11 protein-coding genes are annotated in these 13,221 nt (G+C 70.2%); 6 read left to right on the top strand and 5 right to left on the bottom strand.

Features of this window, described 5'->3' with window-relative positions; translation table 11 throughout:
- The first annotated feature begins 43 nt into the window (after positions 1 to 43).
- The 6 genes from LXT13_RS13060 to paoC all read left to right on the top strand — a co-directional run bounded on the left by LXT13_RS13060 (position 44) and on the right by paoC (position 8,843).
- Positions 44 to 1,783, top strand: coding sequence for a DUF1800 domain-containing protein (locus LXT13_RS13060; protein WP_233372356.1), 1,740 nt, complete (start codon positions 44 to 46; stop codon positions 1,781 to 1,783).
- Positions 1,784 to 1,790: 7 nt separating this feature from the next.
- Complete coding sequence (locus tag LXT13_RS13055) at positions 1,791 to 3,170, top strand: DUF1501 domain-containing protein (protein WP_233372355.1); 1,380 nt, start codon at positions 1,791 to 1,793, stop codon at positions 3,168 to 3,170.
- 26 nt (positions 3,171 to 3,196) lie between these two features.
- Entirely contained in the window at positions 3,197 to 4,966 is a 1,770-nt protein-coding gene (locus tag LXT13_RS13050) for a gamma-glutamyltransferase family protein (protein WP_233372354.1), read from the top strand.
- Positions 4,967 to 5,053: 87 nt separating this feature from the next.
- Positions 5,054 to 5,695, top strand: a complete 642-nt coding sequence (gene paoA / locus LXT13_RS13045) for an aldehyde dehydrogenase iron-sulfur subunit PaoA (RefSeq protein ID WP_233372353.1) — start codon at positions 5,054 to 5,056, stop codon at positions 5,693 to 5,695.
- Positions 5,692 to 6,648 (top strand): FAD binding domain-containing protein, encoded by a 957-nt coding sequence (locus LXT13_RS13040; RefSeq protein ID WP_233372352.1) that lies wholly within the window; start codon positions 5,692 to 5,694, stop codon positions 6,646 to 6,648. The genes paoA and LXT13_RS13040 overlap by 4 nt, the downstream gene beginning before the upstream one ends.
- Positions 6,645 to 8,843, top strand: a complete 2,199-nt coding sequence (paoC, locus tag LXT13_RS13035; protein WP_233372351.1) for an aldehyde oxidoreductase molybdenum-binding subunit PaoC — start codon at positions 6,645 to 6,647, stop codon at positions 8,841 to 8,843. Before LXT13_RS13040 ends, paoC begins: the two co-directional genes overlap by 4 nt.
- Here paoC and LXT13_RS13030 read toward each other — a convergent pair.
- Genes LXT13_RS13030 through LXT13_RS13010 form a run of 5 tightly spaced genes read right to left on the bottom strand, consistent with a single transcriptional unit; the run spans position 8,800 to position 13,219 of the window.
- On the bottom strand, positions 8,800 to 10,113 hold the full coding sequence (locus tag LXT13_RS13030) for an MSMEG_0569 family flavin-dependent oxidoreductase (protein ID WP_233372350.1): 1,314 nt from the start codon (positions 10,111 to 10,113) through the stop codon (positions 8,800 to 8,802). The genes paoC and LXT13_RS13030 overlap by 44 nt on opposite strands.
- A gap of 15 nt (positions 10,114 to 10,128) precedes the next feature.
- Positions 10,129 to 10,419, bottom strand: coding sequence for an MSMEG_0570 family nitrogen starvation response protein (locus tag LXT13_RS13025; RefSeq protein WP_233372349.1), 291 nt, complete (start codon positions 10,417 to 10,419; stop codon positions 10,129 to 10,131).
- 9 nt (positions 10,420 to 10,428) lie between these two features.
- Entirely contained in the window at positions 10,429 to 11,619 is a 1,191-nt protein-coding gene (locus tag LXT13_RS13020) for an MSMEG_0565 family glycosyltransferase (RefSeq protein WP_233372348.1), read from the bottom strand.
- A complete protein-coding gene (locus tag LXT13_RS13015; RefSeq protein WP_233372347.1) occupies positions 11,616 to 12,635 on the bottom strand; it encodes a sll0787 family AIR synthase-like protein in 1,020 nt (339 codons plus the stop codon). The genes LXT13_RS13020 and LXT13_RS13015 overlap by 4 nt, the downstream gene beginning before the upstream one ends.
- Complete coding sequence (locus LXT13_RS13010; protein ID WP_233372346.1) at positions 12,632 to 13,219, bottom strand: MSMEG_0567/Sll0786 family nitrogen starvation N-acetyltransferase; 588 nt, start codon at positions 13,217 to 13,219, stop codon at positions 12,632 to 12,634. Before LXT13_RS13010 ends, LXT13_RS13015 begins: the two co-directional genes overlap by 4 nt.
- Positions 13,220 to 13,221 lie beyond the last annotated feature (2 nt).

Genomic DNA, 13,221 nt, shown 5'->3' with positions numbered 1-13,221 from the left:
GTGGCGTGGGCATCATCCGCCCCGCGCATTTCTTGTCACGCCCATGCCAGACCTTCTCACCGCTCCGCCGGCCCCCGCCGGCGACCCCGTCGCATCTCTGAACCCTGCTGCCGCCGCGTTGGCCGCCGCCACACTGCTGAGCGCCTGCGGCGGGGGCGGTGGTGGGGGCAGCGATAGCGGCGCCGCTGGCAGCAATGCGGGCGGCAACCCGGGCTCGTCGGCCGGCGCGGCGACACCGCCTCCACCGCCCCCGCCACCCCCGGCGCCACCCACGGATGCGCAAGCCGCGCGCTTTCTCGCGCAGGCCGGCTTTGCCGCAACGGCGGCGGACATCGCCACCGTCAAGGCCGACGGCTACGCCGCCTGGCTGGACGCGCAGTTCGCCTTGCCCGTGAACGATGGTCATTTCGACTGGATGGTGGGCAAGGGCTACGCGATCGCCGCCAACGTCAACAACTTCAACGGGCTGGACAACACGCTGTGGCGCAAGCTGATGTCGGCGCCTGACATGCTGCGCCAGCGCGTCGTGCTCGCGCTGTCCGAGATCTTCGTCGTCTCGATGGCCGGCCTGCCGGTGCAATGGCGTGGCTTCATGGGCGCGGCCTATGTGGACCTGCTGGAGAAGCATGCGTTCGGCAACTACCGCGCGCTGCTGGAAGCCGTCACTCTGTCGCCCGCGATGGGCAACTACCTCAACATGCGGGGCAACCAGAAGGAAGACCCCAAGACCGGCCGCGTGCCCGACGAGAACTACGCCCGCGAGGTGATGCAGCTGTTCAGCATCGGCCTCGTGCAGCTGAACGCCGACGGCACAACGAAGCAGGGTACGGACGGCCGCCCCCTCGACACCTACACGCAGTCCAACATCACCGACCTGGCCCGCGTCTTCACGGGCTGGGACCACGACGGCAACAGTGCCACCGACCCGGGCTACGTGATGAAGCCCATGGTGCACACCGCCTCGCGCTTCTCGACCGGCGCCAAGAAGGTGCTGGACGTCGACATTCCCGCTACCGCCGACGGTCCCACCGCCCTGAAGACGGCGATGGACACGCTGGCCAATCATGCGAACGTCGGGCCGTTCATCGGCCGTCAACTCATCCAGCGGCTGGTCATTTCAAACCCCAGCCCCGCCTACGTGGCTCGTGTCGCCGCCGTCTGGGCCAACAATGGCAGCGGCGTGCGCGGCGACTTGAAGGCTGTCATCCGCGCCATCCTGCTCGACACCGAGGCGCGCAGCGTGCCCACCAGCGTGTCGGCCGGCAAGCTGCGCGAGCCGGTGCATCGCCTGCTGCAATGGGCGCGCACGTTCGGCGCGGCTTCGCCCACGGGGCTGTGGAACGTGGGCGACACGAGCAACCCGGCCACCCGGCTGGGCCAGAGCCCGCTGCGCAGCGGCTCGGTGTTCAACTTCTTCCGCCCGGGCTATGTGCCGCCGGGCACGACGCTCGGTGCCAACGGCGTCACGGCGCCGGAGTTCCAGCTGTGCAACGAGAGCACCGTCGCGGGTTATCTCAATTTCATGCAGACGACCATCGCCAGCGGCGTCGGCGAGGTCAAGGCCGTCTACACGACCGAACTGGCGCTGGCCGCCGATGCACCGGCCCTCGTGGCCAACCTGTCGCTGCGCCTGGGCGGTGGCGGCATCTCGGCCGCGACCGAGTCGACCATCGCGACCGCCGTCGCTACCATCAGCGCCAGCACCGATACCGGCAAACTCAACCGCGTGCAGGCCGCCATCCTGATGCTGATGGCCTGCCCCGAATACCAGATCCAGAAATGAGGCCGGCATGAAGCTCAATCGACTCCCCGAACTGCAGCGCCGCGAGTTTCTGCGCCGCGCATCGGCGCTCGGCGTGGCCGGCACGGCGGCGCCATGGGCGCTGTCGCTGGCCGGCATCGGCGAGGCCGCCGCGGCCACCGCGCCGGGCGACTACAAGGCGTTGGTCTGCGTATTCCTCTACGGTGGCAACGACTACGGCAACACGCTGGTGCCGTACGACGACGCCAGCTACGCCGCCTACGCCAGCATCCGCCAGGCTCTCGCCACGCCGAGAGACAGCCTCGCCGCCACGGCGCTGCCCGTCGGCGCCGACGGCCGGCAGATGGCGCTGGCCCCGCAGTTCGGCCGGCTCAAGGGCCTGTGGGACGCTGGCAAGCTGGCCGTGCAGCTCAACATCGGCACGCTGGTGCAGCCGACGACGCTGGCGCAGTACAAGGCCAGGAGCGTGCCGCTGCCGCCCAAGCTGTTTTCGCACAATGACCAGCAGTCCGTCTGGCAGGCCAGCTCGCCCGAGGGCGCGACCTCAGGCTGGGGGGGGCGCATGGGCGACCTTTTCCTGGGCGGCAACACCACGTCGACCTTCACGTGCATCAATGCGTCCGGCAACGCGGTCTACATGTCGGGCAAGCAGGCCGTGCAGTACCAGGTGTCCACCAGCGGCGCCGTGGCCATCAACGGCATCACGAAGTCGTTGTACGGCTCGCAGGCCTGCTCGACGGCACTGCGCGCGCTCATCACCGGCGCCGATCGCACGCACTTGATGGAGGCCGAGCTGAACCGCGTCGTCAAGCGCTCGGTGGACGCCCAGGCCACCCTTAGCGCCGCGCTGGCCGGCGTGCCGGCGCTGACGACACCGTTCGACACGTCGGCCAGCCTGTCCAACCAGCTCGCGATGGTGGCCAAACTCATCGCTGCACGGCAGGCGCTAGGCGTCTCGCGCCAGGTCTTCTTCGTGTCCATCGGCGGCTTCGACCTGCATGACTTCCTCGTCGCGCAGCATCCCGGCCTGCTGACGCAGATCAACGATGCGCTGGCCAGCTTCTACGCCGCGACCGTGGAACTCGGCGTGGCCAACCAGGTGACCACCTTCACCGCCAGCGACTTCGGCCGCACGCTGACCAGCAACGGCGACGGCAGCGACCATGGCTGGGGCAGCCACCACGTCGTCATGGGTGGGGCGGTCAAGGGCGGGCGCTTCTACGGCGCGCTGCCATCGGTCAGCGTCAACGGGCCCGACGACGTCGGCCAGGGGCGCCTGCTGCCCACCACGTCGGTGGACCAGCTCGCCGCCACGCTGGCGACGTGGATGGGCGTCTCGGCGACGGATCTGCCGACCGTGTTGCCGCAGATCGGAAACTACACGCAGAAGGACTTGGGATACTTCTGACGAGCAGGCTGCCTAAGATCGGGCGGATGCACCTGACGCCCTGTCTGACCGCGGCCCTTCTGGCTGCCGCCACTGCCGCCGCCCAGCCGGTTGAGCAGCCCGAAGCTGCAACGAGCCGTACCGCCAAGACGTCCATGCTGACGTCGCCGGCCCGGCGTTTTGCCGTGACGGCCGCCAATCCGCTGGCCGCGGAGGCGGGCATCGAGATCCTGCGCGCCGGCGGATCGGCCATCGACGCCACCATCGCAGTGCAGGCCGTCCTTGGCCTCGTGGAGCCGCAGTCCAGCGGCATTGCCGGCGGCGCGTTCCTGCTGCACTGGGACGGTCGCAGCGTGCAGGCCTATGACGGCCGCGAAACGGCGCCCGCCGCCGCCACCCCGGCGATGTTTCTTCAGCCTGACGGCAAGCCACTGCCGATGCGCGACGCGATCATGAGCGGGCTGTCCACCGGCGCACCCGGTGTGCTGGCCATGCTTGCCAAGGCGCACGAGGCGCATGGCAGGGTGCCGTGGAAGCGGCTGTTCGAGCCCGCCATCCGGAGGGCCGACCAGGGCTTTGCGATCAGCCCGCGGTTGTTCGAGCTGCTGTCTGGCGAGAAAGGCGCGCTGCGCAACGACCCGCAGGCCGGGCCGTACTTCTTCGACGCCGCCGGCAACCCCAAGCCCGTCGGCACGGTGCTGAAGAACCCGGCCTATGCCGCCGTGCTGCGCAGCATCGCCGAGCGGGGCACCAAGGCGTTCTACGAGGGCTCCGTGGCGGACGACATCGTGCGCCGCGTGAAGGGCAACGCCCGCCCGGGCCTGCTGGACACGGCCGACCTCGCCGGCTACCGCGCGGTCGTCCGCGCGCCGCTGTGCAACGACTGGCGAAGCTACCGCATCTGCGGCTTCGGCCCGCCCACGTCGGGCCACCTCACCGTCATGCAGATCCTCGGCCTGCTCGACACCCAGCCCAAGGCCCTGGCGGCGACGTCACTGACGGCCGACTGGCTGCATGCCTACACGGAGTCCGCCAAGCTGGCGTTCGCCGACCGCGCGCAGTTCATCGGCGACCCGGCCTTCGTCACGGCCCCGGGCGGCGACTGGCTCAACCTGCTGGCGCCGGCGTATCTGAAGGAGCGCGGCGCCCTGATCGGCGAGCGCGCGATGGCGCCCGCCGCAGCCGGCAACCCCGGCACGCTGAAGCAGGCGAGGGCGCCCCAGGCCGAGCAGTTGGAGGCGGGCACGAGCCAGGTCAGCGTCGTGGATGCCGAAGGCCACGCGGTGTCCATGACGACCAGCGTCGAGTCGGCGTTCGGCAGCCGCGTGATGAGCGACGGCGGCACCGGCCTGGTCGGTGGCTTCATCCTCAACAATCAGCTGACCGACTTCTCACTGAACCCGACCGGCGCCGACGGCAAGCCCGTGGCCAACCGCGTAGAGGCCGGCAAGCGGCCGCGCTCCAGCATGGCGCCGACGCTGGTGTTCGACCGCAGCGGCCAGCTCGTGCTGGTGGCCGGCTCGCCGGGTGGGCCAGTCATCATCCATTACGTCGCCAAGGTCATCACCGGCGCGTTGGCCTGGGGGCTGCCCGTTCAGCAGGCGGTGGATCTGCCGAACTTCGGCAACTTCAACGGCGCAGCGCTGATCATCGAGCGCGGGGCATTGACTGCGTCGCAGTTGGCCGACTTGCGCGCGCGGGGCCACGCCGTCAACGAGGCTGACCTGACCAGTGGCCTGCAGGTGCTGATGCGCGTGAAGGGCGGCTGGGTGGGCGGCGCGGACCCGCGGCGCGAGGGCGTGGTGCTGGGCGAGTAGCGCGCTCACGCACGGATGGCGCGTTGTCCGACGAAACGGCCCGCATCCCGACCCCTACGCTGCAACGGTTTGCAGCAGGGGTGCACCATGGAAGACTTCGTCGGCAACTTGTCCCGCCGGGAGGTGCTGATCGCCAGCGCCGGCACCGCGGCGTTCAACCTGGCCGACGCGGCCTCACCGGAGCGACCCATGACCGCTGCCCCTGACCTGCCACCGACGATGGGTCGCGTGACGCTGGAGGTCAACGGCAAGACGCAGACCGTCGATGTCGACACCCGCACGACGCTGCTGGACCTGCTGCGCGAGCAGCTGCAGCTGACCGGCACCAAGAAAGGCTGCGACCACGGCCAGTGCGGCGCGTGCACCGTGCTGGTCGACGGCCGTCGCATCAACAGCTGTCTGATGCTGGCCGTCATGGCGCCGGACGCCCAGGTAACCACCATCGAAGGCCTCGGCGCGCCCGAGCGGCTGCACCCGCTGCAAGCCGCCTTCATCAAGCATGACGGCTACCAGTGCGGCTACTGCACGCCGGGGCAGATCTGCTCCGCAGTGGGCATGCTGGACGAGCTCAAGCGCGGCATGCCCAGCCATGTGACGCACGACCTCGCGGTGAAGCCCTTGCTGTCGGCCGACGAGCTGCGCGAGCGCATGAGCGGCAACCTGTGCCGCTGCGGCGCGTACTCAAACATCGCCGAGGCGATCACCGAAGCGGCCGGAGGTGCGGCATGAAGGCTTTCAGCTTCGAGCGTGCCCGCACGCCGGCCGAGGCGGCCGCCGCCGTGGCACAGCGGCCCGATGCGCGGTTCATCGCCGGCGGCACCAACCTGCTGGACCTGATGAAGCTGCAGATCGAGACACCCGGCCACCTGGTGGACGTCAACGGCCTGCAGCTGGACCGCATCGAACCCACGCGCGACGGCGGCCTGCGCGTCGGGGCGCTGGTGCGCAACAGCGACCTCGCAGCCGACGCCACAGTCAGGCGCGACTACCCCGTGCTGTCGCGTGCGCTGCTGTCGGGCGCCTCCGGCCAACTGCGCAACCGCGCAACAACGGCCGGCAACCTGCTGCAGCGAACCCGCTGCCCGTACTTCTACGACACCGCCCAGCCGTGCAACAAGCGCCGGCCCGGCAGTGGCTGCGGCGCGCTGGACGGCGTCTCGCGCTCGCTGGGCGTCATCGGCACCAGCCGCGCCTGCATCGCCCAGCACCCCAGCGACATGGCCGTGGCGATGCGCGTGCTGGACGCCGAGGTCGAGACCGTGAAGCCCGATGGCCAGGCGCGGCGCATCCCCATCGCCGACTTCCACAAGCTGCCCGGCGACACGCCGCACATCGAGCATGGGCTCGCGCCGGGCGAGCTGATCACGTCGGTCCTCCTGCCACCGCCGGTTGCGGGTGTGCACGTCTACCGCAAGGTGCGCGACCGCGCGTCTTACGCCTTCGCGCTGGTGTCGGTCGCGGCTGTCCTGCCGCCGGGTGGCGGCGGGCGCATCGCCTTCGGCGGCGTGGCGCCCAAGCCGTGGCGCATGGAGGCGGCCGAGGCGTCGCTGGCCCAAGGCGTGCACGGCTACTTCAGCCAGGCGTTCGCCGGCGCGAGGCCGACGCAGGACAACGCTTTCAAGCTCCAGCTGGCTGAGCGCACGCTGGCGGGCATCTTCAAGGACTCGGGAGCCAAGGTATGAGATTCGACCAACCCGCCACCACCAACCCCATCGACCAGGGCAAGGTCGTTGGCTGGCCCACGCCGCGCATCGACGGCAAGCTCAAGACGACCGGCACGGCGCCCTATGCGTACGAGCACCACGACGTGTCGCCGCGGCCGGCGGTGGGCTTCGTCGTTGGTGCCGGCATCGCCAAGGGGCGCGTCGCCGGCATGGACCTGAAGGCCGCGCGGGCCGCGCCGGGCGTCATCGCCATCGTCACCGCGCAGAACGCCGGCAAGCTCGCCAAGGGCAGCAAGAACACCGCCAGGCTGCTGGGCGGCCCGGAGGTGGAGCACTACCACCAGGCGTTGGCCGTCGTCGTGGCCGAGACCTTCGAGCAGGCGCGCGCCGCGGCGGCGCTGGTCGACATCCGCTACGAAGCAGCACCCGGCCGCTTCGACCTCGCCGCGCAGAAGCCCGGCGCGCCGATGGCCAAGAGCGACGGCATGGGTGGCAAGGGCGAGACGCGGCACGGCGACTTCGAGGCCGCGTTCGCCAAGGCGCCCGTGCAGCTGGACGCCACCTACACGACGCCCGACCAGGGCCACGCGATGATGGAGCCGCACGCCACCATCGCCTGGTGGGAGGGGCGCAAGCTCACCGTGTGGACGTCCAACCAGATGATCGGCTGGGCCGTGGGCGACCTGGCCAGGACGCTGGGCATCGCCAAGGAAGACGTGCATGTCAAGTCGCCCTATATCGGCGGCGGCTTCGGCGGCAAGCTGTTTCTGCGGGCCGACGTGCTGCTGGCCGCGCTTGGTGCGCGTGCCGCCAAACGGCCTGTCAAGATCGCGCTGCAACGGCCGCTCATCTTCAACAACACGACGCACCGGCCGGCCACGATCCAGCGCATCCGGCTGGGCGCCGGGCGCGATGGCCGCATCACGTCGGTGGCCCACGAGAGCTGGTCTGGCGACCTGCCTGGCGGAGGTCCGGAGACGGCTGTCAACCAGACGCGCCTGCTTTACGCCGGCGAGCATCGCTACACCGCGATGCGGCTGGCGACGCTGGACCTGCCCGAGGGCAACGCGATGCGCGCGCCGGGCGAGGCATCCGGGATGATGGCGCTCGAGGTCGCGATGGACGAGATGGCAGAGAAGCTCGGCCTGGACCCGGTGGAGTTCCGCATCCGCAACGACACGCAGGTGGACCCCGAGAAGCCGCTGCGCCCGTTCTCGCAGCGGCGCTTTGTCGAGTGCCTGAAGCAGGGTGCCGAGCGCTTCGGCTGGAACAAGCGGTCGGCCAAGCCGGCGCAGGTGCGCGACGGCCGCTGGCTCGTCGGCCTGGGCATGGCAGCGGCCTTCCGCAACAACATCGCGATGAAGTCCAAGGCCCGCGTCCGGCTGGACGGCGAGGGCCGCGTTGTCGTCGAGACGGACATGACCGACATCGGCACCGGCAGCTACACCATCATTGCCCAGACGGCGGCCGAGGTGATGGGCGTTGCGCTGGAGCGCGTGCTGGTGCGGCTGGGCGACTCCGAGTTCCCCGTCTCCTGCGGCTCCGGCGGCCAGTGGGGCGGCAACAACTCCTGCGCCGGCGTGTACGCCGCTTGCATGAAGCTGCGCGCGATGGTCGCCGAGAAGGGCGGCTTCGGCGGGGACGCTACCTTTGCGAACGGTGAGGTGCGGGGCGGCGGCAAGACCGCGCCTCTGGAGTCGTTCTCGGGCCTCGTCGCCGAGGACGGCATCGAGTACGGCGACCTCGACAAGCGCTACCAGCAGTCCACCTTTGGCGGCCATTTCGTCGAGGTGGCGGTGGACGCCTTCACCGGCGAGGTCCGCGTGCGCCGCATGCTGGCGGTGTGCTCGGCCGGTCGCATCCTGAACCCGATTTCGGCGCGCAGCCAGGTGATCGGCGCGATGACGATGGGCGTCGGCGCGGCGCTGATGGAGGAACTGCACGTGGACACGCGCCGCGGCTTCTTCGTCAACCACGACCTCGCAGGCTACGAGGTTCCCTCGCATGCCGACATCCCGCACCAGGAGGTCGTGTTCCTCGACGAGGTGGACCCGATCTCCTCGCCGATGAAGGCCAAGGGCGTGGGAGAGCTGGGCATCTGCGGCGTCGCCGCCGCTGTGGCCAACGCGATCTACAACGCCACCGGCGTGCGCGTGCGGGACTATCCCATCACGTTGGACAAGCTGCTGGCCGGGCTGCCGGCCGTGGCGTGACTGCGGCGGCTTCGGCCCGCGCGTCGCCCGCCAGCTCCTGGCCGGCGATGTGCTCCACGATGAAGGCCGCATCCCGGGCCACTCCGGAGAAGCGGCCCGAGCCCCAGGTGTGCAGCCACGGCAGGCCGATGAAGTAGAGCCCTGGCACCTGAGTGACGCCGCGCTCGTGCACCGGGTGGCCGCGGCCATTGAAGACGGGAGCGTCCAGCCAGCGGAAGTCCGGCGCGAAGCCAATGCACCAAACGACCGACGTGATGCCCGCCTCGCGCAGCGACAGCGCCGTGCGCTCTTCGGGTGGCTCCCACACGGGCGTGTAGACGCTGGCCGGCGGCGCCTGCAGGCCGCGCTCGGAGATGTGGCGGTCGATGGCAGCGTTGATGCCGTTGTAGGTCGCATCGGCCTGGTCTAGTGATTTCTTGAGGCCGGGGCGGAAGTGCAGCGTGTCGCCGTCCAGCGCCTCCAGCGCGCCGTAGAGGGCCATGCCTTCCTTGGCGAAGCGGCGCAGGTCGATGTCGCGCCCGCCGTCGCGGCCGGTGACGTAGTGGTTGGTGTTGTCGCGCACGCCTTCGCGCAACGGGTGCTGCGTCACCGGCATGTCGTAGTAGCCCATGTCGGCTAGCCAGTCCACCACGTCGCGACCGCGGTAGAAGCGGGCGCAGCGCGGCGCGTCTCCCACGGCCAGCACGACCTCGCGGCCGGCCAGGTGCAGGTCCTCGGCGATTTGCGCGCCGCTCTGGCCCGAGCCCACCACCAGCACCTTGCCGGGCGGCAGCTGCGCGGCGTTGCGGTAGTCGGCTGAGTGAATCTGCGTCACGTGAGCTGGCAGCCGCTCGGCCAGGCGCGGAACGATAGGCTGGTGGTAGCCGCCGGAGGCGACGACGACATGACGCGTAAGGTATTCGCCGTCGGTCGTCTTGACAGCGAAGCCGCCAGTGGACAGGGGTTGCACGCGCTCCACGGCCACGCCTTCACGCAGCGGCGCATTCACGCGCGCTTTGAAGCCGTCCAGGTAGGCAAGGATCTCGTGCTTGCGCATGAAGCCGTGCGGCTCCGCGCCGTTGTACGAATGGCCGGGCAGGGTGCATTGCCAGTTGGGCGTGACCAGACAGAAGTTGTCCCAGCGCTGTGTGGACCAGGCATGCAAGGCGCGGTGCTTCTCCAGCACGACATGGTCGATGCCGTACTGCTGCAGGTAGTGGCTGATGGACAGGCCGGCCTGTCCGCCGCCAACGATGACGACCTGGTGGTCGAAGGAGGAGGGTTGCGTCATGGAATGCTCCAGGGTTCAGGCGGGCGAGAAGCCCAGCACGCGGATGCGGGCGTCGGGTTGGTGGGCGAAGGCTGCGGCCCGCTTGGTGGTGTCGGCGAGCTGGTCGTTGGCGCGCGAGCAGACAAAGCCGAACTTGGCCTGCACGCGTTCGTTGGCGATGCGGGTCGCTTCGTTCACCCGGCGAAGGAAGTCGTCGACGACGTAGTCCTGGCCGACTTCCAGGAAGTCCTGGATGGCGAGCGACGGCGAGTAGCTGAGGGTTTCGCTGGCATCGGGCCAGCGCAAGCGGTAGTGGATGGCGGGCATGTTGAGAGATCAGGTGAAGGCGGCTTCAGCCGGCTCGGCGTGGGTGGCGAGCGTGCGGCGGTACCAGTCAGCGTGCAGCGCAGCGCTGCGAGCCCAGCTGTGCTCGGTGCAGACGGCAGGCGGCTCGGACAGCTTGGGCCGGGTGGCGGCATGGCGCAGGCCCGTGGCGATTGAGTCGATGGCCTCCGGGTCGCACCACGCCACGCCGGGCACGCCGGCCAGGTGCTCAGTGAAGGGCCGGCGTTGCGAGACGAGGACCGGCGTACCGCAGGCGAGCGCCTCCAGCGCGGCCAGGCCGAAGCCCTCAACCAGGGAAGGCATGGCCAGCAGCGTCGCGCGGCGCATCAGCGCGGGCAAGGCGGCATCTGGCAGCGGGCCGGTGCGCACCACGGGCCGACCGGGGCCTTCGACCAAGCCCAGCTCGGCGAGGGAAGCCTGCCAGGCGAAGCGGGCGGCGCTGTGGTCCAGCATGCTCGCGCCGCCGGCGATCACCAGACGTGCGTTGCTCCAGTCCGGGTCATCGTCGCGCAGGCGGGCGAAAGCGTGAAGCAGCCGCACGGTGTTCTTGCGCGCTTCGACGCCACCCACGAGCAGGCACACGGGGCCGCTGTCGGAAGGCAGGCCCAGGGCCTGAACCGCGGCCGCGTCGCTTGAGGCTGGCTGCTTGCAAAAGCGCGCAAGGTCCACACCGTTGAACATGCGTTCGGCGGCCACGCCGAGCTCGTCGCGGAAGTGCGCGCACCAGCTGTCGCTGACGCAGGCCATACCGTCGGCGGCGCGCCAGGCGCGATCCTGCCAGTCGTTGAGCACCGGCTCGTCGAACCGGTCCAGGTGGTGGACCGTGCGCAGCCACGGCGGCATGCGCTGGCCTGCGGCGCGCAGGCGGGCGAGGGCGTTGCCGCTCAAGCTGTCCTGGGCGTGGATCAGGTCGTAGCTCCCACGTGCGAGCACGGCCGGCAACGCCTGCACCAGGGCCTCGATGCGCTGGCGCACCTGTTCAACGAGCCCGCCGGTGAGCACGGGCAGCGGCACCAGCTCGACCGGCACGTCGACCGGGCGGAACAGCCGCTCGTTCTGCTCCACCGAGGCCACGACCGTGACAGCATGGCCCTCACGCGCGAGCTGGTGCGCCAGCTCCAGCGTGTGTACGACGCCGCCGCGCGGGCGCACCGAGTGCGTGAGCAAAGCGATGCGCATCATGCGGCGTGCCCCAGCGGAGCGGGCGCGGCACCGGCGCCGATGAAGGGCTGCTCGGCCAGGTCCCACAGCGGCGTGCACTCGGCGCCCAGCTGCACATCCAGCCGGGTGCCGGGCACCACGGTGCCGATGTCCGCGCAGGCGATGCCGCGGGCCTCGAAGCGGCGCATCACTGCCTGGGCGTTGGCTTCCCGCACGCTCAGCACGAAGCCGTAGCTCGGGAATGCGGACAGCCAGCGCAGCTGCGAGGCAATGGCGTCGCCGGAGTCGTCCAGCCAGGAGGGCGCGGCATGCGGCCGCGGCAGCTTGGCGAGGTCTACGCGGGCGCCGACACCGGAGCACTCCAGCAACATCAGCAGCGTGCCCAGCACTCCAGCCATGCTGATGTCCTTGCCGGCGTCGCACAGGCCTGCCTCGGCCAGCAGCGGGAGCAGCGCAAGATCGTCGCGCAGGCGTTGCGGCGGAGCGTCCGTGGAGGCGTTCCAGAACGGCCGATCCGCCTGCCATGTGCCGCGCAGGTCCACGGCCATCAGCAGGCGGTCGCCCTCGCGGGCGGCAAAGCTGCTGATGAGGCGGTTGGCCCGCCCCATCACTGCCACGGCGAGCTGGCCGCTGCGGCTTTGCAGGTTGGTGTGGCCGCCCACCAGGGGCACGCCGTAGCGCTCGCAGGCATCCCGCATGCCGGCCACCAGCTGGCCGGCAGTGTCTTCCTCGGCGGCCCAGAGGGCATCCACCACGGCGAGCGCGCGGCCGCCCATGGCGGCGATGTCGCTGAGGTTCACCATCACGCCGCTGTAGCCGGCGAACCAGGGCATGGCCTTGACGAAGTCCTGCATCAGTCCCTCGATGGCGAACAGCAGGTGGCCTCCGTGGCCGTCGGGCAGAACGGCGCAGTCGTCGCCGTTGGGCACGGTCGTCGCGCCTGGCGCAATTCGCGGCAGCACGCTGGCGATGTCGCGCTTGTGGCGAAAGCCCCGGCCGGTCCGAAGGCCGAGGGCAAGCTGCTCCAGATGGCTCATGATGGCCGGCCTCCTATCAGCACGAAGCCGGCGTACGGGGTGGGACAGGGTGGGTAGTGGGCGAGGTCCGCCCGCATCAGCGCATGCGGGTGGCCGTGCAGCGTCTTGGTTTCCAGAACGCGCCAGTTCAGGCGCTCGAACAACGATACGTTCTGCATCTGGACATGGGCGAGGAAGTCCTCGCAGTCCAGCGCACGGGCGCTGCAGACGGCCAGGCGGATGAGGCTGCTGCCGAGCTTGCGGTGTTGGCGCCAGTGGGCATGCACGGCCAGCCGCGAGCCCCACCAAACCCCCGCCGCGGCGCGGTGGATGCGCACGGTACCTACCAGTTCGTCGGCCTGGCCGGCAATGCACGAGAGGGCCACGAGGTTACGCGTCGTCGGCTCGCCGCGGTCGATGGCGTCGCGGTCGTCACCGTTGAACAGCGCCTGCTCCTGGCAGAACACCTGGCGGCGTAGCGCGTAGGCCTGGCGGTTCATCCACGGGTCGCTGGCCCACTGGATGCGGAACTCCGGCTCCGGCTGGTACGCCAGTTCGCACCAGGGCAGCGAAGTGAGCGGGTGGACGTGGGCAGTGGCAGTCATGG

It is taken from the genome of Pelomonas cellulosilytica (assembly GCF_021353265.1).
Lineage (GTDB): Bacteria > Pseudomonadota > Gammaproteobacteria > Burkholderiales > Burkholderiaceae_C > Pelomonas > Pelomonas cellulosilytica.
Note: the sequence above shows the minus strand (reverse complement) of the source record. Positions and strands in the feature narration are given on the sequence as shown.